Origin of the sequence: Streptomyces sp. NBC_00554 (genome assembly GCF_041431135.1) — a bacterium.
Lineage (GTDB): Bacteria > Actinomycetota > Actinomycetes > Streptomycetales > Streptomycetaceae > Streptomyces.
Genome location: NZ_CP107799.1, coordinates 9,422,817 through 9,442,023 on the forward strand (window position 1 = coordinate 9,422,817; position 19,207 = coordinate 9,442,023).

The following is a 19,207-nucleotide window of genomic DNA, read 5'->3' on the forward strand; positions in this document are numbered from 1 at the left end:
TGTGAAGTGTGTGGGATGACCACATCGGTTGGGGCCCGGGCGCTGCTTAGGGTCGAGACATGACCTCGCCCAGCCCCCACCCGGGAACCCCAGCCTCCGCACTCGACCACGGTGGCCGTACCGCGCTCGTCACCGGTGCCGCCGGCGGTATCGGCCGTGCCTGCGCGCTGCGGCTCGCCGCCGCCGGGGCCAAGGTGCGAGCGGTCGACCGGGACGCCGCGGGTCTGCACACGCTCGCCGACCTGGCCCAGGGTCTCGCGGGCACCGTCGAGCCGCACGTCCTCGACCTCACCGACCTCGACGCGGCGGAGCAGGCCGCCGAGGGCACCGACATCCTCGTGAACAACGCCGGGCTGCAACTGGTCCGCCCCATCGAGGAGTTCCCGCCCGACGTCTTCCACACCGTGCTCACCGTGATGCTGGAGGCACCGTTCCGGCTCATCCGCGGCGCGCTGCCGCATATGTACGGGCAGGGCTGGGGCCGCATCGTCAATGTGTCGTCCGTGCATGGGCTGCGCGCATCGGCGTTCAAGTCGGCGTATGTAGCCGCAAAACATGGCCTGGAAGGGCTCTCCAAGACCGCCGCCCTGGAAGGCGCCCCCCATGGAGTCACCTCGAACTGTGTGAACCCCGCCTATGTGCGTACCCCCCTGGTCGAGAAGCAGCTCGCCGACCAGGCAGCAGCGCACGGGATCCCGGAGGAGCGGGTACTCGCCGAAGTACTGCTCCAGGACAGCGCGGTCAAGCGCCTCATCGAACCGGAGGAGGTCGCCGAGGCGGTCGCGTATCTGTGCGGTCCGCAGGCGTCGTTCATCACCGGTACCTCGTTGGCGCTGGACGGCGGCTGGACCGCTCACTGAGCGGGTGCGACGGGTGCCTATCGTGAGTTATCCACAGGCCGGCGGCGCCGATCCGCCGATGGGTGATCCTGGGAGCATGTCCCGCGATCACACGCAGTCCGCCGAGCCCGCCGAGCCCGCAGCCGACAGCGCCGAGGCGCCGTTTCTGGAGCTGCTGGCCAGAGGCGCGTCCGCCGACGCGTACGAGCAGCCCGTGCTGCTCGCCCGCGCCGAGGGCCGCCCGCCCGAGCGCGTCGCCGCCCTCGAACAGGCAAAACTGCTCGCGCTGCGCGTGCGCTCGGAGATGGAGGGACGGCGCCGCCGCGAGGCGGAGCTCTCCGCGCTCTTCGAGACCGCCCACGATCTGGCGGGCCTGCGCGACCTCGACGCCGTGCTGCAGGCGATCGTGCAGCGGGCCCGGTCACTGCTCGGCACCGACGTCGCGTATCTCAGCCTGAACGACGAGGGCAGGGGCGACACCTATATGAGAGTCACCGAGGGCTCCGTCGCCGCGCGCTTCCAGCAGTTGCGGCTCGGCATGGGCGAAGGGCTCGGCGGGCTCGTCGCGCAGACAGCCCGCCCCTATGTCACCGACGACTACTTCAAGGACGAGCGGTTCCAGCACACCCGGACCATCGACGCGGGCGTACGGGACGAAGGCCTGGTCGCGATCCTCGGTGTGCCTCTGATGATCGGGCCCCAGGTCATCGGCGTGCTGTTCGCCGCGGACCGCCGCGCACGGGTCTTCGAGCGGGAGCAGATCGCCCTCCTCGGTTCGTTCGCGGCCCTCGCCGCCGCGGCCATCGACACGGCGAACTGGCTCACGGAGACCCGCTCGGCCCTCGACCGGCTGGGCCGCGCCAACGAGATCATCCGCGACCGCAGCGGAGTGATCGAGCGCGCGTCCGACGTCCACGACCGGCTCGCCGAACTCGTGCTGCGCGGCGGCGGAGTCCATGACGTGGCCGCCGCGGTGTCCGAAGTCCTCGACGGCACGGTCGAGTTCACCGAGTCCGGCGCCGCACCCGCCGCCGCTCTGGAGACATCCCGGGCCGAGGGCCACGCGGTGCGACACGGGTACGACTGGGTCGCCGCCGTGGCGGCCGGAGGCGAGCTGCTCGGCGCCCTGGTGCTGCGCGGCCATCCGGGACTCGACCCCGTCGACCAACGCACCCTGGAACGCGCCGCGATGGTCACCTCACTCCTGCTGCTCGCAAGACGCTCGGCCTCGGAGGCCGAACAGCGCGTCCGCGGCGAGCTGTTGGACGACCTCCTGGACGCCCGCGACCGCGACCCGCGCCTGTTGCGCGAGCGTGCCGCCCGACTGCGCGCCGATCTCGACGGCACCCATGTGGTGCTGGCCGCCCGGCTCGAGGCACCGGCCGCCGACGCCGACCAGGAGGCGGCCGCCCGCAGACGCCTGTGGTCCGCCGCCTCCCATCTGGCCACCACCCGGCACGGACTCGCCGCGGCCCGCGACGGCGGCACCGTCCTGCTGCTGCCCCTCCGCCCCGGCGACACCGCGACGGACCTGGCCCGTCGCACGGCCAAGCACCTGGGCACCGCCGTGCACGAGAAGGTCACTGTCGGCGCCTCCGCGCCCGTCGAGCAGCTCGTCCAGCAACTCGCCACCCGCCCGGGCGCCGTGGCCGCGGCCTATGCGGAGGGACAGCGCTGCCTGGACGCTCTGCGCCTGCTCGGCCGCGCCGGAGACGGCGCCGCCGCCGAAGACTTCGGATTCCTGGGGCTGCTGCTCGCCGGCGACCGCGACATCTCCGGCTTCGTCGACCGCACCGTCGGCCAGGTCGTCGCGTACGACGAACGACGTGGTACCGACCTGCTGCGCACCCTCGACGCGTACTTTGCGTGCGGCATGAGTCCGGCACGGACCAAGGACGACCTGCATGTGCACGTGAACACGGTCGCGCAGCGGCTGGAGCGCGTGGGCCGGCTGCTCGGGGACGACTGGCAGAGCCCGGCCCGCGCCCTGGAGGTCCAACTCGCCCTGCGGCTGCACCGGTTGTCGTCCACCGCACCACACTGAGCCGCACGGCCTCGACCCCCGCACGCACATGGGCGACGGGGGTCGGTTGGGGCGGGGATCACGCCGTACGCGCGTCAACTGCCGGGGCCGTCGTCGGCAACTCCGCGGCGGAGGGCTCCATGTCCGACAGATCGCGGTGCCGTGTCTCCTTGGCGACTCCCACCGCGATCAGTGTCACCACGACCGCCCCGATCACGTACAGGGAGATCGGGGTGGAGCTGCCGTAGTCGGACAGCAGCGCGGTCGCGATGAGCGGTGCGGGCGCGCCCGCCGCGACGGAGGCGAACTGGGCGCCGATGGAGGCTCCGGAGTAGCGCATCCGCGTCGCGAACATCTCGGAGAAGAAGGCGGCCTGGGGCGCGTACATGGCGCCGTGCAGCACCAGGCCCACGGTGACGGCGAGGACCATGTTCCCGAAACCGCCGGTGTCGATGAGGGAGAAGAACGGGAACATCCACAGGCCGATTCCGGCGGCGCCCAGCAGATAGACGGGCCTGCGGCCGACCCGGTCCGAGAGCGCGCCCCAGGCCGGGATGACCGCGAAGTGCACCGCGGACGCGATGAGTACGGCGTTGAGGGCCGTCTGCTTGGACACGCCGGCCGACGTGGTGGCGTACACGAGGATGAAGGCGGTGATCACGTAGTAGCTGATGTTCTCCGCCATGCGGGCGCCCATCGCGACCAGCACATCACGCCAGTGATGACGCAGCACGGAGACCAGCGGCAGCTTCTCCACGTCGGCCGGCTGCTCCGCCCTGCGAGCCTGGGCCTGTGCCAACGCCTGCTTGAAAACGGGGGATTCATCGACAGACAGACGTATCCACAAACCGACGATCACCAGGACGCCGGAGAGCAGGAACGGAATGCGCCAGCCCCAGGAGACGAAGGCGGCGTCCGACAGCGTGGCGGTCAGCAGCGAGAGCACGCCGGTCGCCAGAAGCTGTCCGGCGGGCGCCCCCGTCTGCGGCCATGAGGCCCAGAATCCGCGCCGCTTCGCGTCACCGTGCTCGGACACCAGCAGGACGGCGCCGCCCCACTCCCCGCCGAGCGCGAAGCCCTGCACCAGCCGCAGAACGGTGAGCAGCACCGGCGCCGCCGCGCCGATGGTCGCGTGCGTGGGCAGCAGACCGATCGCGAAGGTGGCCCCGCCCATCAGCAGCAGGCTCAGCACCAGCAGCTTCTTACGGCCGAGCCGGTCGCCGAAGTGCCCGAAGACAAGCGCGCCCAGCGGCCGGGCCGCGAACCCCACGGCGTACGTCAGGAAGGACAGCAATGTGCCGACGAGCGGGTCGGAGCCGGGGAAGAACAGCTTGTTGAAGACGAGCGCGGCTGCCGAGCCGTAGAGGAAGAAGTCGTACCACTCGATGGTGGTGCCGATCAGGCTCGCGGCGACGATGCGCTTGAGGCTGGCCGGTGGTGGGGGAGCGGTTGCTGCGGAGGCCATGTGCACCACTTCCAGGCGTTGGGCGGGGACGTGTACGTACCGGCACAACGTAGAAAGCAGCACGTCAACGGCACATGTGGTGGGACAACATAGTTCCGGGGCCGAGTGTGCGTGTTTCACCCACGTCCGCGTCGCGCAACGCGAACGTGAGCCGGTCGCTCAAGCGGAACGCCTTGCCCATGCGTAGGCGCGCAGGGTGTTGACCATGAGCATGGCGATCGTCATGGGGCCGACTCCGCCCGGTACGGGGGTGATGCGGGCGGCGATGTCGTGGAGTTCGCTCGCGCGTACGTCGCCGGTGAGTCCGGAGTCGGTCTTGTGGATGCCGACGTCGATGATCGTGGCCCCGGGTTTGACGTGCTCGGGGCCGATGAGCCCGGGGACGCCGGCGGCGACGACGAGGATGTCGGCGGCGCGGGTCACGGCGGCGAGGTCGGTCGTGTGCCGGTGGGCGACGACGACCGTGGCGTCACGCTGGAGAAGCAGTTGGGCCATGGGGCGGCCGACGAGTTCGGAGCGTCCGACCACGACCGCGTGAGCGCCCTTGATCGCGACCCCTTCCGCGTCGAGAAGTTCGATCACCCCGCTGGGGGTGCACGGGCGGAGACCGTACTCGCCGCGGGCCAGCAGGCCGGCGCTCAAGGTGGTCAGACCGTCGACGTCCTTGCCCACCGGAATGCGGTTGATCAACGAGGAGGCGTCGAGCCCCTGGGGCAGGGGGAGTTGAAGCAGGATGCCTGAGACGTCCGGGTCGGCTGCCAGCTCGTCGATCACCGCGGCGACCTCGTCCTGTGTGGAGTGCCGGGGCAACGACTTGTGGAAGTCCCGCATCCCCGCCTCCCGGATCGCGCGTCGCTTGTTGGCGACGTACACGGCACTGGCGGGATCGTCGCCGACGAGGACGGTCGCCAGACCCGGCACGCCGCCGTCGGTGACGACAGCGACCTCCTCGGCGACTCTCGACCGGATCTCCTGGGCGATCTTCTTGCCGTCGATCTTTGTTGTCATTGCGGTGCAGTCACCTTCTGTTCGGGCTCCGGCATGCCGGTCAGGCGAAGACGATGGTGTGGTTGCCGTGGCGGATGACCCGGTCCTGGCTGTGCCACTCCACCGCGCGCGAGAGCACGGCCCGTTCCACGTCGGCGCCGCGGCGCTGGAGGTCGGCGGCGGTCTCGGCATGGGTGACGCGGACGACGTCCTGCTCGATGATCGGCCCCTCGTCGAGGTCCTCGGTGACGTAATGGGCCGTCGCGCCGATGAGTTTGACGCCGCGTTCCTTCGCCTTGGCGTAGGGCCCGGCTCCGATGAAGGCGGGCAGGAACGAGTGGTGGATGTTGATGATCGGCACGCCGACCTGCTCGATGAAGTCTCCCGAGATGATCTGCATGTAGCGGGCGAGGACGATGAAGTCGACGTTGCCCCGCAGCAGTCGCAGGTGCTCGGCCTCGGCGGCGGACTTGTCAGGGCCCATCGACGGCACATGGAAGAAGGGGATGCCGAAACCCCGTACCTCTTCCGCCGTGTCGGGATGGTTGGAGATCACCATCGAGACGTTGACGGGGAGTTGGCCGCGCCGGTGGCGCCACAGCAGGTCGAGCAGGCAGTGGTCGGACTTCGAGGCGAAGATGGCGACGCGTTTGGGCACCGACAGGTCCCGGAGTGTGAACTCCAGCTCGAAATCTCCGGGAAGACGTTCCTGCAGGTCGTGCTCGATGGCGGGCAGTACCGCCTGCAGGTTGTCGAGGCTGAAAACGGTGCGTTGGAAGAAGGCACCGCCCTGCGGGTTGTCGGAGTACTGGTCGAGGGAGACGATGTTCGCGCCGTGGCGGCTGAGCAACGCACCGACGGCGGCGACGATGCCCGTCCGGTCCCTGCCCTTGACGATCAGCGAAGCGTGGTGGGGAACGGGCTTGCGCGTGATGGTGCGCGCCGACGTCTCCTGCGTGAGTGTCACGTCAGTTCTCCTTGTTGCGGAAGTCGGCGGTGCGGAAATCGGCGACCCACTCGGAGGTGGTCTTCAGGCCGCCGAATGTGTAGAAGTGCAGCTTGAGTTCGCCGTGCCGGCGGGGGTCGTAGTTCTCGGCCAGGGCCCGGAGGAACCGGTCGGGGCCGGCTGTGCCCATCAGGTTGGTGATCGAGAACCCGTACTTCTTCGCGATCCCCGCGCTCGCCCCGACGCCGAAACGGGCGGCATAGGTCATCAGGCGTCTGACTCCTGCGGGTCCGGGCACGCCGATCCGGACGGGCAGGTCGATGCCCCGGGTGCGAAGGGACTCGACCCAGGTGAGGACGGGGTCCACGTCGAAGCCGAACTGCGTGATGACGTTGCCGGGCAGCCGCTGTTCCCTGAAGGCGGCGGCCTTGCCTTCGATGGCCGACCAGAGCGCTGGGCCCGTTATGGCGGGGTGGCCCTCGGGGTAGCCGCTGACGCCAACATGCTGGACGCCGTACTTCTGGAGCAGTCCGCCACGGATCACGGCGAGGGAATCGTCGTACGGGCCTTGGGGTTTGGCGGGATCGCCGCCGACGACGAAGACGTTGTCGGCGGTGCCGTCCGCCTGGAGTGCGGCCAGGAACTCTTCCAGCGCTGTCTGTGACGGCAGACGGCGGGCCGAGATGTGCGGTACGGGGACGAACCCGAGCCGCTTGACCGCCCTCGCGGCGTCCAGCCGCATGCCCAGATCCTCGTTGCCGAGGAACGTCACGTTGATACGGGTGCCGGGCGGGATCGTGTCGCGGGCCTCTTCCAGCTTCGCGATGTCCTTGCCCGTCATCTCAAGGGAGAAGTCCTCCAGCAGAGAGGCAACGGCCGACACTGAGGCCGTGGAGACGGAATCCATGGTGCTCCTTGTTCACATCGTTCTCCGTGCTGCGTGTGTTCTCCGAGAGGCTCGGGTGAGGGCGCATGGGCCCGTCGCGCCGGCCCATGAGGGGCGCGGCCCGTAGCTCACTCTCGGGTGTTCCGTTCAGGCGTTGCGGCCGTAGGGCGCCTTGATCCGACAGTCGACAGAATGCGACTAAATCGATCTAGCGAGAAGCTTAACAGTGCCGACTAAATCGTTCTAGTGGTCGTCGTGAGTAATTGCGTTCAGGTTCGCGCCGGAAGCGAGGCCCAGCAGTCTGGCGGCCTTGAGTTCGGTCTCGCGCCATTCTCCGTCGGGGTCGGAGCCCCAGGTGATGCCGGCGCCGGTGCCGAATCGCAGCATTCCTGCCTGTCGGTCGGTCCAGAAGGTGCGGATGCCGACGGCGAGTTCCGCGGTGTGGTGGTCGGCGTCGACCCAGCCGATGGCTCCGCAGTAGGGGCCGCGGGGTGCGGTCTCCAGGGTGTTGATGATGTGCAGGGCGCTGGTTTTGGGGGCGCCGGTGACGGAGCCGGGCGGGAAGGCGGCGGCGAGGAGTTCGGGCCAGCCGGCGTCCTCGCGGAGTTGGCCGTGGACGGTGGAGACGAGGTGGACGAGGCCGGGGTGTTTCTCGACGGCGCACAGGTCGGGGACGGTGACGGTGCCGGTGGCGCAGACCTTGCCGAGGTCGTTGCGGACCAGGTCCACGATCATGACGTTCTCGGCGTAGTCCTTGTCCAGGAGGTCGGCCTCAGTGCGTCCGGTGCCCTTGATGGGGCCGGATTCGACGGTCCGGCCGTCGCGGCGCAGGAAGAGTTCGGGGGAGGCGGTGGCTGTTTCGACGCCGTGGTCGGGCAGGCGGATCGTTCCGGCGTACGGTGCCGGGTTGCCGCGGGCGAGGAGGGCGGTGAGGGCGTCGACATCGGCGTCGGGGGCGAGGGGTGCGGACAGGATGCGGCAGAGGTTGGCCTGGTAGACCTCGCCGGCTGCTATGTGCGCGCGGATGCGGCGTACGCCTGCGGTGTACGCGGCGTGGTCGAGTGATGACGTCCAGTCGCCGGTCGCGGGTCCCTGCCACTGTCCGGGGACCGGTGCGGGTACGGGTTCCTTGCGTATGTCGCGGAAGCGGGCGCAGACGAGGCGTCCCTCGAAGTCGGCGGAGACCGCCCAGAAGCCGGTGGAGTCCAGGGCGGAGGGGTCGCAGGTCACATCGAGGAGACCGGTCGCGACGAGTCCACCGAAGCGGGCGAGAGGAGCAAGTCCACTCAAGTCGTGTTCCTCCGCGTTCCGTTGGTGCCTTCGCGTCCGTCGCCGCGGTGACTCGACTGTGTCGTGGCGTGGGACGTGAATGGTTGCGCGTGGAGACACTCGACCTGCTTGGCGGGTACGTCACTGGCGCCCGGGCGAACCCGAACCGCCTGACCGCCCGCGCGCGGCGGCCAGGCGCATATCCGGATGCCCGTTGCCGTCCGGGCGCGGCCTCCGACCGCTTGACTCCCCCGCCGCCACGGCCGCTGGGCAAGTCCGGTCGAAGCAGCCGGACTCAGGCGTTACGGCGGTACAGCGTGCGCGCGTGCTGGTTGAACGGTGCGGGCTGGACGATGGCGCGGATGCGCGGGAAGCCGAGGTCCGCGTCGGGGGCCGTCCCGGGTCCGGGGTGCTCGCCCCACACGACCGACACTTCGGTGCCCGGCTCGGCGTACTCCTTGTCGATCAGGGTGAGCGACAGAATCGTGCCCACCGGGTCCAGACTGGCGGTCTGGCACGTCATGCCGACGAGTGCGGAGCCCGACTCCACCCGGTTGCGCGAGTAGCTGAGCACGAATCCGGGGTCGTCCCCCAAGGCCTTGCGCACGTCGTCGGTGTTGAACATGAGCGTGACCTTTTTGCGCGAGACGTTGTCCTTGGCCTTCTGGAGGGCGTCACGGCCGATGAAATCGTGGTTGAACGAGATCATTTTTCCGTAGCCGAGCTCGTACGGGGAGCAGTAGTAGTCCTCGATGTTCTCCGAGAAGAAGCTGCCGCCCAGGGGCCGTTGCCCCTCCACGCCATACAGGGCGATGTGCTTGCGGTAGTCGAGCAGGTCCGGGTCGGTGTAGATGCCGGGCACCGGTGAGGGGATCCAGCCGCTCTCCACGCTCGGCGTGGCGTACGCGAACGCGCCCACCTGGACGAGGCCGAGCGGTTCGCCGGCCCGCAGCAGAGCTTCCTTCACCGCTTCGGCGTGCTGCCAGGGGCCGATGAACTCGTAACCGGCCTGTCCGGCCATGCCGTGGCGCAGGGCGTGGAAGTCCATGCCGTCCAGCGTCACGGGGGAGGAGTGGAAGAACTTGGTGGGAGGCAGCGGTCCGCCGAAGGCGCGCTCGACGAGATCGCTCGCCAGGGGCCCCTGGATCTGGTACCGGAAGAGCTTCGGGTCGGCGCCCTTGCGGAAGGCCGACGACGGGTCGGTGGCGTAGGTGACGTCGTACCCGCCCTTCTCCCCGTGGTACTGCACCCAGTGCTGCGCGGCGGGTACGCCGCTGAGGGTGTACTTGTTCTCGCCGTCGCGGGACAGGATTCCGTCCGTGACGATGTTCCCGTCCTTCGTGACGGGGATGTACTGCTTGGCCTGTCCGACGGCGAAGTTCTCGAAGTTGTTCGCGCCCACGTCCGCGAGCAGACGAGTGGCGTCGGGTCCCTCGATGAACATGTCGAACATGTGGTGGGAGAGGTTGAGGATCGCGACGCTCTCGTGCCACGCGGCCTGTTCCTGACGCCAGCCGGTGTACTCGCGCTCGACGACCTCCGGGAGCCAGGGTGCGGCATTCGGCTTCCACAGCAGTTTGACGGGCGATCCCGCCTTGTCGATGCCGTCCTGAAGACTGGGGGCTGCCATGCGGCTCCTCTCATCACCGCCTGCCTGGGGCGACTCGGTGGATCGGTCCAACTGGCGCCGTAGGAACCAGCTGAATCGATCTACCTCAGTGGCAGGCGCAGTTAGCTAAATCGATCTAGTTGGACGCTAGCAGAGGGGTACGGCGTTGGCGAGAGTCGTGCAATGATCTCTCTGCAGGAACTCGACGGGGCTGGATCGGGTTGCGCGTCGGCCCCGGCCCGGCAGTGGTGCGGCACATTGATCCGGAGCGTGGTGATGGCTGGTTCAGGGCGCGTGACGCTCAACGACGTGGCCGCGGCGAGCGGTGTGTCGCGGGCCACCGTGAGCTTCGTACTCAACGACGACCCCAACCAGACGATTTCGCCGGCCACGCGTGAGCGCGTACGACAGGCCGCGAGCGAACTCGGCTACGTTCCGCACGGGATCGCGAGGGCGCTGCGCGAGGGATCGTCCCGGATCGTTGTGCTCAACGTGGACTGGGGTCTTGAGGGCAACTACTCGCGCAGCTACGTCCGGGGTCTGGACGAGGAACTCGCCGCGCACGGCCACGTTCTGTTCGTCCGGCACGGACACTCCGCGCCTGAGGCCACCCAGCAAGTGCTCGATAGCATCACGCCACGGGCCGTACTGTGGTTCGCCGAGCCCTACTTGGCCGGTCACGAGCCCAGCGCCGAGGACTGGAAGAACGGCTTCGCCGGGCACGCGGCCCTGCAGATCCGCTACCTCGCCGACCGGGGCCATACGAACATCGCCATGGCACTGCCGGACGATGAATCCCCACTGACCGGCCTGCGGCTGCGCTTCGCCAACGAGACCGCGAGCACGCTGGGACTCCCTCCGCTCTCACCCTTCGTCGTCCCGCGCCCAAGGGCGGCCGGTACCAAGGCCGTTGAGGCGTTCAGAGTCGCGCACAGCGAAGTGACGGCGGTCGCTGCCTTCGACGACGACGTCGCCCTGCGCACCCTGACGGCGTTGCACGACCTCGGGCTGACGGCGCCTGACGACTGGGCCGTCATCGGATACGACGACACGGAGTATGGCGCCCTTGTCACACCGGCGCTCACCACCGTCCACATCGACGCCGAAGCCCACGGACGGCGCGCCGCGCGCGCGGCCCTCGGCCTCGACGCCGGGGACATCACCCAGGTGCCCGGGCGAGTGCTCGCCCGGGACTCGGCTTGAGGAGTACGGCTGCTCGCTGACGGTTCGTCAGTGAGCAGCCGCGTTCTTCCCGCGGCTGACGCGAAGGCGGGACCCGTCACAGCTTGTTGACGTCGGTCCGGCGGTTGTCCGGCTTGAAGGGAAGCGCGGTGACCGTCGCCCGGATCTCGCGCTGTGGTGTTCCCGGTCTGCCCCAGAGTACGAGGACCTCCGTGCCGGGTGTCGCGGACGCGGGGTCGATCACGCAGAGGGAGATCGTGGCGCGCAGGTTCGGGCTCAGTGTCCGGCCGGTGGAAACCCCGACCGGGTGACCGGAGATCAGGACCTGGTCGAAGCTCGGACCGCGGCGGCGCGGGATCTCCATCTGCTCGGGTACTTCGCCGTCGCCCACGAGTGACGTCAAGACGCCCGCGACGTCCTGACTGTTCCACAGCAGACCGACCAACTCCCGCGCGGGAGCGCCCTTCGCGGCGTCCGCGGCCAGCGCGTCACGGCCGAGGAAGTCACGGTCGGGGACGCCGTGACGGAAACCCCAGCCGAGTTCGCCCGGCTTGCGGAAGTAGTCGGTCACGCCGTTGACGGGGACGAAGCTGCCGCCGGGCGTCCCCCTCCGGAACTGCCTCGGTGCGCCCGGCGTCAGGATCGACGCCGGCAGATAGTCGAGCCCGTTCGTCGCGATACCGGCCTCGATGTGTTGCACGGGCTGTGCCCGGAAGCCGAGTTGCCGGATGCCGAACCCCTGCCCGGTCGCCACGACCGCCGACCAGATCTCGTTGGCGTGCTCGGTCGACCCGTGCAGTTCGTACCCGAGTTCACCGGAGATCCCGGTACGCAGCACCCGCACCGGGATCCCGCCGACCTGCGACATCCTGCTGCGGCCGAAGTCGATGTCGCGCAGGCTCTCTCCCGTGAGCTTCTCGAGCGTGAACAGCGACGCCGGGCCCTGGATGCCGAAGATGAACTGATCGGGGCTGATGTCGGTCGCCGCCACGTCCCAGCCGCCCTGGCCGAGTTGCCACAGCAGCCAGTCGCAGCTCCCGGCGGTGTAGACGAACTCCTGTTCGCCGACCCGGCACAGGACACCCTCGGAGGCGACCCAGCCGTTCTCGTCGAGCTGGACGTGGTGCTTGATCTGCCCCGTCTCGAAGCGCGACAGATCCCGCATGCCCAGCCAGCCGAGGAAGTCGAGAGCCTTCGGGCCGATGAGGCGCACCTTGTGGAGCGAGGTCCAGTCGCCGATGTAGCAGGACTCGACGTGGGCGGTGCTCTCCTCGCCCCACCCCGTGTACTCCTCCGGGAGCAGGATCTGCGCGAAGCGGCCGAAGGTGCCCCGTGTGTTGGCCGCGTCCTGGGCGGCGGCGGCCGGGCTGAACAGGGCCGGCCTCTCCGTGATGAACGGTGCCTCGTTCAGCCGGAGGGCCGCTTCGTATGTACTGCGCTGCTGCGCAAGCCTGTTCATTCCCAACTCCCACTCGACGGCGCTGTCGACTCTCTGGGGTCATCCCGTTGCTCACCGACGGGGCGCAACTAGAACGATTTAGCGAGACGCTAGCAGATGGTGCCCACAGCGGCGAGAGTCGTGCGGGACCGGTGTTGCGGCGCACTGTGCAAGCTATGAAGAACACCGGTGCAGGAGGCCTCCGCTAGAGTCGGCGCGTCCCCGGTCAGACACTCTGCCGCGGGTGGTTTCGCGCTGGGGGATGACGGCACGATGGGGTTCGAACGACTGGAACTGTCCGGCTACGAGATCCAGGAGGTCCTGGGTCAGGGCGGTTTCGCCACGGTGTACCGGGCGTCCCAACTTGCCGTGGGCCGCGAGGTGGCGCTCAAGGTCGACAGCAGAATGCTGGCCTCGCCCCGGGACCGGCAGCGCTTCATGCGGGAGGTCACCGCGGCCGGCCAGTTGTCCGGGCACCCGCATGTGGTGCCCGTGTACGACGCGGGGGTACTCGGCGACAACCGCCCGTACATGGTGCTGGAGTTGTGTCCCGGCGGCTCGCTGGGCGACCGGCTGCACCGCTACGGACCGCTGTCCGTCAAGGAGGCCTGCGACATCGGCGTGGGCATAGCCGACGCGGTGGCCGCGGCCCATGCCGCCGGGGTGCTCCACCGCGACATCAAACCGGGCAACATCATGATCAACCGGTACGGCGGGGTCGCCCTCACCGACTTCGGACTGGCCGCCATGCCCCGGCCCGACCGGGAACTCTCGGTCACCCGGGAGGCGTTGACGCCGGCGTACGCGCCACCCGAGGCCTTCCACATGGCCGAACCGGCCCAGGCCGGCGATGTGTACTCACTCGCCGCGACGGTCTACGCCCTGCTCCTCGGTCGCCCTCCGCACTTCCCCGAGGACGGCAGTCAGCTCAGTCTCGCCGAGCTGATCGTGCGTCACACCTGGCCCTACCCCGACCTGCCCGGAGTGCCGCCTGGGCTCAACGAGGTCCTCAGACACGCCCTGGCGGTGGACCCGGCGTACCGGATCTCCGACGCCGGCGTGCTGCGTGACGCCCTGGCCGCCGTGAACACGGGCACCGTCCAGCGGAGCGGGTTCGCGCAGGCGCCCCCCGCGACGGCCACAGTCCCCGCCGACCGGGACGCCGTGCCGTCGCACTACGCCCTGCAGGACTCCGTGCCCCCAACGGTGGCTCCCGGACTGCCGGATCGACCGGACGGGGAGGGACCGACGGCCACGGTGACGGGGTCGGGCGGCCCGAAGCCGAACAGAAACCGCCCCCGGCTGATCGCCGTGCTGGCGGTGGTGGCGGTCTCGGTGAGCGTGTCGGTCACTGTGATCAACTACCAGGGCGGGTCCTCGGGCCCCCCTGCGACCTCCCCGACCGCGACTCCGTCCACGGGCGCGAGCACCGCAGGGAACGCGGGTTTCGGTGGGGTGTCGACCAGCACGCAGAACTGCCCGGCCGCAGCGGTCGAGGCACTGGGCGGCCGGTGTGTCACGACCCCCGAGTGCTGGAGCGGCATCACGGACATCTCGGGGACCATCACCGTCAGCCGCGAGGACTGCCAGGTGAAACACGTCTGGGAGACCTTCGCCATCGCCCCGCTGCCCGAAGACGGAATGACGAACAACGCCCGGGACTTGATCAAGCACCCCGACGTCCGGTCGCTGTGCTCGCAGGACGTCATGCTCGAGTCCAGGTCGGGCGAGGGCCGGGAGGTGACCGCGGAGTGGCGGGCCGACATAATTCCGCCGAGCGCCGAGCAGTGGGCGGACGGTCTGAGGATCTTCCGGTGTGTCGCCGCGGCGAGCACGGAGGACGGAGAAATCACCGGCAGCCACTTCGGCGCGGAAGGTTGAACACCCTGAGTTTCCGATCGGCAGCTTAGGCTGCCACCCGGCCCCCAGCCCAAGGGCCCCGCACCGACCCCAGGAGCGCACAGCGTGTTCGACCCCGCACCGGAGTACCCGTACCTCGACAGTCACCGACCGGACGAGGCGCCCGCACCGCACGCACTGCTGGAGCCCGTGCTCGGCCTGCTGGGTTTCTGGCACGGCCGGGGCCAGGGCGGGTACCCGACTCTGACTGGGGACTTCTCGTACGCGCAGGAGGTCACCTTCAGTCACGACGGCCGCCCCTTCCTGCACTACGAGGCCCGGGCCTGGCTGCTGGACGCCGATGGCGCGCCGCTGCGTCCGTCGGCTCGGGAGAGCGGCTGGTGGCGACTTCAGCCCGACGGCCGGGTGGAGGCATTGATCACCCAGCCCACCGGCATCGCGGAAATCATGGTCGGGCGCGCGACCGACAACACGGTCGACCTCTCCACCCACGAGGTGGCCGTCGCCCCCACCGCCAAGAAGGTCGGCGCCACGCGCCGCCGCTACACGCTGACCGACGAGGGCACGCTCACGTTCGACCACGACCTCGAGGCGGTAGGTCAGCCGTTGCAGCACCATCTGTCGGCGCGACTGCGGCGCAGGGGCTGACAAGGTCCACCCATCAGCGGGCCTTGCGCGAGCGGGTGTGGACTTGGGGGAATCCCCTACGGTGTCGCCGTGAGTAGTTCGAGGACGCGTCTGGTCTTGGACCCCGGCTCGCAGTCCGCCGGGTCGACGCCGCGTCGGCGCAGACCGCTCTCCAGGGCGAGTTGGGCTATCTCCGCGCCCTGACGTCCGACACGGCGGGAGAGCTCGACGACGTCCAGGCGGGCCCCCGACGCGGAAGTCGCCACCCAGCGCTCGACGGCGAGCGGCATATGGGACCAGATGACGGAGGGCCACCAGCGCGCCTCGACCGGGCCCAGGACTGTCAGGTGGCCGAGCGGCACCGGACCGTTCGCGCAGTCGGCGAGAAAGCTCCGCTGGGCGTCGGTGAACAGGGCCTCCGGAGGAGGACCTTGGGCCAAGGCGCGTGCCACCGTACCTGCCGGGTGGCGGGCGTTGACGGACACGGAGAGCATCCGTCCCTCGCCGGACCAGTCCGATGTGAAGTCCAGCCGGTCGATTCCGGTGTCCCTCGGCGCGACCCAGTCAGCGGTCAGCAGGGAGGGACGGCACGGGCGCAGCCGCACGGTGGTGTCGTCGGGCCGCGCCCGTGTCTCACGCAGGCGCAGGATGACGCCGGAGTCCAGCATCGGCAGCCGGGCGGGACAGGCGTCGGACTGCTCGCAGAACCAGATGCGCCGGTCCAGGCCCCGCCCCAGGACCGCATCCCAGATCCCCGCGCGACGCGCCTGCTCCGGGGACACGGTCACCTTGAGCTCGACGACGTCCAGCCGGCCTTGAGCAACCACCAAGACGCCTCCTCCGGAGAGCACGCACCTTCCGACAGCTGACCGCGTGCTCGGGCCACCGCGCATCGGGGAAGTCCCCAACTTCCGTGCGGGACAAGCGCATCCGCCGGATGGCGTAGAGCGGGATGAACGGCTGCCGGTGACTCCCGGTGACCGACGCGAGGGGAGCATTCTGGTCGGGCGCGCAGCCGCGGCGGTGGCGCGCATACGGGGGAATCATGAACGAGCCGACGCTGCGAGGTGGTCTCCGCGAAGAGTGGGTCGCGGACGGCTACGGGGTGCGGGTACCGGTCGGGCGCGAACGGGAGTGTGCGCTGCTGGACGGGTTGCTGGATTCGCTGCCCGACCGGGGGGCCGCGCTGCTGCTGCGGGGTGACCCCGGCATCGGGAAGACCAACATGCTCGACTATGTCGCCTGGCGGGCACGCGGCAGGAACCTGCCTGAACGCGGGGGCGGGGCAGGGGCCTTACGGGCTCAGCCTGAGCGCTGGACCGAGTCGGAGCCGGTACGGGCCCGGCCTGAGCGCGGGATCGAGTCGGAGCCGGTACGGACCCAGCCCGCGTGCGGGGCCGTGTTGCAGGCGATACGGGTCCTGCGGACTCGCGGGGTCGAGTCGGAGGCGGTGCTGCCCTACACCGTGCTCGCCGACCTCCTGCTGCCGCTGCGGTCGCACTTCGCCGAACTGCCGTCGACCCAGCGCAGAGCGCTGGAGACGTGCTTCGCGCTGATGGAGGCCGATGAGCCGAATCCGTACGCCGTGTGCGTCGGGACGCTCGGTGTACTCGCCGCCGCGGGGGAGGCCGAGCCGCTGGTGCTCCTCGTGGACGACCTGCATTGGTCGGACCCTTCGTCGAGACGGGCCCTCCAGTTCGTCGCACGCCGTCTCGCCACAGAGCGAGTGGCCCTGGTGATGGCCGCACGGCCGGCTTCCGACGACGACGTCACCTGGGAGGACGTGCCCAGGCTGACCATCGCGCCCCTGGAGGAGGACGACTGCCTGCGACTGCTGGAGCGTGGCGGAGTCGACCCCGAGGAGCCCGCGGTCACCCGCCTGGTCCGGCTCAGCTCGGGGAATCCGCTGGTCCTGGTGGAGTACGCGGCGGCCCTCGAGGACGCGAGGAAACGCGGCGACGAACTGGCCGACACGGCCTGGGAGATGCCGGGGCCGATGGTCGAACGGGCCTGGTGGGGGCGGATGCGGAACCTGTCACCTGACACGCGCACCGCCCTCCTGTACGTCGCCGCCTGCCGTGTCCCCGAACTCTCCCTGCTGGAAAGGGCGTTGGCGGTGAACGGGCTGTCACTCGGTGCCCTCGACGAGGCCGAGGAGAGCGGGCTGATCCGTGCCCGGGAGCGCGGCTACGAACTGCGGCATCCGGTGCTCAGGCCCCTGGTGTTCAGGCACTGCTCGGTCGCCCAACGGCTGCGCGCGTACCGGACGTTGGCGGATCTCTCGGCCGGGGAGGTGAGGACGTGGTACCTCGCGTCCGCCGCGGCCGGTCCGGACGAGACGGTGGCCTCGGCACTGGCGGACGCGGCCGAACGATCCCGTCGCCGCGGCGCACTCGGTGCTGCGGCGCACGCCTGGCACCGCGCCGCGGAACTGTCGCCCTCGGCCGCCGACAGGGCGGAGCGCCTGCTCAACGCGGCGCGGGACGCCTTCTACGGAGGGGCCTCCCGCGATGCCGTCGACTGGTGCGAACAGGCCCTGCGCTGGAGCGAGGACGTACGGCTGACCGCCGACATCGAGCTGTTGCGCGGCCAGGCCTGCGGCTGGCTCGGCGATCCCGGCCGGGCCCACCGTTCCCTGGTGGCCGCGGCCGAGGCCGTGGAGCCGGTGGACCGCTTCCGAGCCTGCGCCCTGTACGGGGCGGCCACCCTGCCCGCGACGATGGACGGCCGGATCGGCCGGGCGGTGGACACCTCGGCGCGCGCCGCCGCCCTGGCCGACCTACTCGAAGAAGAGGCCGGTGCGGAGTCGAGTGCACGCTCGTCCCGGCACCTCTCCAACGTGATGCGGGGCTGTGCGCTGGCACTCGCCGGGAAGGTGCCCGAAGGCCGCGGCCTTTTGCTTGCCGGACGGGCGGCACTGCACGGCAACTGGCCTTTGGAGGAGCAGCAGTTGGCTGTGCAGATCGGCCAGGCGCTCTCCTGGGTCGACGAAAGGGAGGCGGCGACGGCGGTGCTCGACGCGGTCATCGACGGCGCCAGGCGCGACGGGGTTCCCGCCCTGCTGCCGTACGCCCTGGTCGGTCGGTGCGAGGCGATGTCGTGGAGTCGCTGGCCGATGGCCAGAGCCGCCGGGGCCGAAGCCCTGCGCTGGGCCCAGGAACTCGGGCACCGGGCGATGACCGGGTACGCGCTGCTCCTGCTGGCGCGGCTCGACGGGCTGCGCGGCGACCGGGCGGGCTGTGAGGACCGTATTACGGCCTACGAGCGGCACTGCGGCAAGGTGCGCGGCCTTGAACTCTTCGCCCAGGCGGCACTGGGCTCGGCGGCGCTCACCGGAGGGGAGCCGCAGGCGGCTGCCGGGCACCTGGAACGAGCCCTGTCGCTCGCGGACGAGATGGGACTCGGCAACCCCAACCTGATGCCGTTCCTGACCGAGCTCGCCGAGGCGTACGTCCGCACCGGGGAGCGGGACAGCGCGGTCCGGCTCGCCGGCTGGATCGAGGGCCTGGCCCGGTCCACGGGACTCGCCTGGCCGGCGGCCGCCCACGCGCATTGCAGGATCATGCTCTCCGAGTCCGCGGACGAGGCGGAGGGATGGCTCAGGACTGCTGAACGCGTCCATGTGCGCGAGGAGATGACCTTCGAGCTGGCGCGGACCCAGCTGGTGTGCGGAGAGCTGCTGCGCCGTTTCCGGCGGCCCAAGGCGGCCCGGGGGCTGCTCCTCGCCTCCCAGCTGGCCTTCGCCGGCCTCGGCGCGAGCTCCTGGCGGTCCCGGGCGGCCGTGGAACTCGCCGCGGCCGGACACCGGGCCGCCGACACAAGGGCACCGGAACCGCGGATCGACAGGCTCACAGCCCAGGAACTGCAGGTGGCGCTGGCCGTCGGAGACGGGCTGAGCAACGGTGAGGCGGCCGCCGCCCTGTTCGTGTCGCGCAAGACCGTCGAGGCCCATCTGACCCGCGTCTACCGGAAACTCGGCGTGCGGTCGCGGTCCGAACTGGCTGGGTACCTGGTACACGCGGACGTGGTGCGCTGACCTGCGACGCGACTCCCGTGACCCCGGCCGGGGTCACGGG

General features: G+C 70.1%; 14 protein-coding genes. 6 read left to right on the forward strand and 8 right to left on the reverse strand.

What is annotated here, in order from left to right; genetic code table 11:
- Positions 1-59 precede the first annotated feature (59 nt).
- Entirely contained in the window at positions 60-860 is an 801-nt protein-coding gene (locus OG266_RS41890; RefSeq protein WP_371552105.1) for a 3-hydroxybutyrate dehydrogenase, read from the forward strand.
- 76 nt (positions 861-936) lie between these two features.
- On the forward strand, positions 937-2,883 hold the full coding sequence (locus OG266_RS41895; RefSeq protein ID WP_371552106.1) for a helix-turn-helix domain-containing protein: 1,947 nt from the start codon (positions 937-939) through the stop codon (positions 2,881-2,883).
- Between the two features lie 58 nt (positions 2,884-2,941).
- On the opposite strand, the gene OG266_RS41900 is transcribed toward OG266_RS41895, so the two are convergent.
- From OG266_RS41900 to OG266_RS41925, 6 genes are all read right to left on the reverse strand, one after another.
- Positions 2,942-4,327, reverse strand: coding sequence for an MFS transporter (locus OG266_RS41900; RefSeq protein ID WP_371552107.1), 1,386 nt, complete (start codon positions 4,325-4,327; stop codon positions 2,942-2,944).
- A gap of 159 nt (positions 4,328-4,486) precedes the next feature.
- Positions 4,487-5,335, reverse strand: a complete 849-nt coding sequence (gene folD, locus OG266_RS41905) for a bifunctional methylenetetrahydrofolate dehydrogenase/methenyltetrahydrofolate cyclohydrolase FolD (RefSeq protein ID WP_371552109.1) — start codon at positions 5,333-5,335, stop codon at positions 4,487-4,489.
- A gap of 40 nt (positions 5,336-5,375) precedes the next feature.
- Positions 5,376-6,281 (reverse strand): formyltetrahydrofolate deformylase, encoded by a 906-nt coding sequence (purU, locus tag OG266_RS41910; RefSeq protein ID WP_371552110.1) that lies wholly within the window; start codon positions 6,279-6,281, stop codon positions 5,376-5,378.
- A 1-nt stretch (position 6,282) separates the two neighbouring features.
- The gene (locus OG266_RS41915; protein WP_371552111.1) at positions 6,283-7,167 is read right to left on the reverse strand and encodes a methylenetetrahydrofolate reductase; all 885 of its coding nucleotides are present in this window, start codon (positions 7,165-7,167) and stop codon (positions 6,283-6,285) included.
- A gap of 222 nt (positions 7,168-7,389) precedes the next feature.
- On the reverse strand, positions 7,390-8,436 hold the full coding sequence (locus OG266_RS41920; protein WP_371552112.1) for a chorismate-binding protein: 1,047 nt from the start codon (positions 8,434-8,436) through the stop codon (positions 7,390-7,392).
- Positions 8,437-8,710: 274 nt separating this feature from the next.
- Positions 8,711-10,045: an aminomethyl transferase family protein gene (locus OG266_RS41925; RefSeq protein WP_371552113.1), complete on the reverse strand. Its 1,335-nt coding sequence runs from the start codon at positions 10,043-10,045 to the stop codon at positions 8,711-8,713.
- Positions 10,046-10,300: 255 nt separating this feature from the next.
- Here OG266_RS41925 and OG266_RS41930 point away from each other — a divergent pair, with 255 nt between their 5' ends.
- The gene (locus OG266_RS41930; protein ID WP_371552114.1) at positions 10,301-11,227 is read left to right on the forward strand and encodes a LacI family DNA-binding transcriptional regulator; all 927 of its coding nucleotides are present in this window, start codon (positions 10,301-10,303) and stop codon (positions 11,225-11,227) included.
- 76 nt (positions 11,228-11,303) lie between these two features.
- Here OG266_RS41930 and OG266_RS41935 read toward each other — a convergent pair whose 3' ends face one another.
- The gene (locus OG266_RS41935; RefSeq protein ID WP_371552115.1) at positions 11,304-12,665 is read right to left on the reverse strand and encodes an aminomethyl transferase family protein; all 1,362 of its coding nucleotides are present in this window, start codon (positions 12,663-12,665) and stop codon (positions 11,304-11,306) included.
- Between the two features lie 252 nt (positions 12,666-12,917).
- Between OG266_RS41935 and OG266_RS41940 the strand changes: the two genes are divergently transcribed.
- Positions 12,918-14,525, forward strand: a complete 1,608-nt coding sequence (locus tag OG266_RS41940; RefSeq protein WP_371552116.1) for a serine/threonine-protein kinase — start codon at positions 12,918-12,920, stop codon at positions 14,523-14,525.
- Between the two features lie 84 nt (positions 14,526-14,609).
- Positions 14,610-15,152: an FABP family protein gene (locus OG266_RS41945; RefSeq protein ID WP_371552117.1), complete on the forward strand. Its 543-nt coding sequence runs from the start codon at positions 14,610-14,612 to the stop codon at positions 15,150-15,152.
- A gap of 56 nt (positions 15,153-15,208) precedes the next feature.
- On the opposite strand, the gene OG266_RS41950 is transcribed toward OG266_RS41945, so the two are convergent.
- On the reverse strand, positions 15,209-15,961 hold the full coding sequence (locus OG266_RS41950) for a hypothetical protein (RefSeq protein WP_371552118.1): 753 nt from the start codon (positions 15,959-15,961) through the stop codon (positions 15,209-15,211).
- Between the two features lie 215 nt (positions 15,962-16,176).
- Between OG266_RS41950 and OG266_RS41955 the strand changes: the two genes are divergently transcribed.
- Positions 16,177-19,167 (forward strand): LuxR C-terminal-related transcriptional regulator, encoded by a 2,991-nt coding sequence (locus tag OG266_RS41955; RefSeq protein WP_371552119.1) that lies wholly within the window; start codon positions 16,177-16,179, stop codon positions 19,165-19,167.
- Positions 19,168-19,207: the final 40 nt, after the last annotated feature.

Bases quoted from the DNA above. Each gene is read 5' to 3' on its own strand.
- OG266_RS41915 (WP_371552111.1), bottom strand. From the start codon at position 7,167: ATGGATTCCGTCTCCACGGCCTCAGTGTCGGCCGTTGCCTCTCTGCTG.
- OG266_RS41890 (WP_371552105.1), top strand. From the start codon at position 60: ATGACCTCGCCCAGCCCCCACCCGGGAACCCCAGCCTCCGCACTCGAC.
- OG266_RS41895 (WP_371552106.1), top strand. From the start codon at position 937: ATGTCCCGCGATCACACGCAGTCCGCCGAGCCCGCCGAGCCCGCAGCC.
- folD (WP_371552109.1), bottom strand. From the start codon at position 5,335: ATGACAACAAAGATCGACGGCAAGAAGATCGCCCAGGAGATCCGGTCG.
- OG266_RS41925 (WP_371552113.1), bottom strand. From the start codon at position 10,045: ATGGCAGCCCCCAGTCTTCAGGACGGCATCGACAAGGCGGGATCGCCC.
- OG266_RS41900 (WP_371552107.1), bottom strand. From the start codon at position 4,327: ATGGCCTCCGCAGCAACCGCTCCCCCACCACCGGCCAGCCTCAAGCGC.
- OG266_RS41940 (WP_371552116.1), top strand. From the start codon at position 12,918: ATGGGGTTCGAACGACTGGAACTGTCCGGCTACGAGATCCAGGAGGTC.
- OG266_RS41955 (WP_371552119.1), top strand. From the start codon at position 16,177: ATGAACGAGCCGACGCTGCGAGGTGGTCTCCGCGAAGAGTGGGTCGCG.
- OG266_RS41930 (WP_371552114.1), top strand. From the start codon at position 10,301: ATGGCTGGTTCAGGGCGCGTGACGCTCAACGACGTGGCCGCGGCGAGC.
- OG266_RS41935 (WP_371552115.1), bottom strand. From the start codon at position 12,665: ATGAACAGGCTTGCGCAGCAGCGCAGTACATACGAAGCGGCCCTCCGG.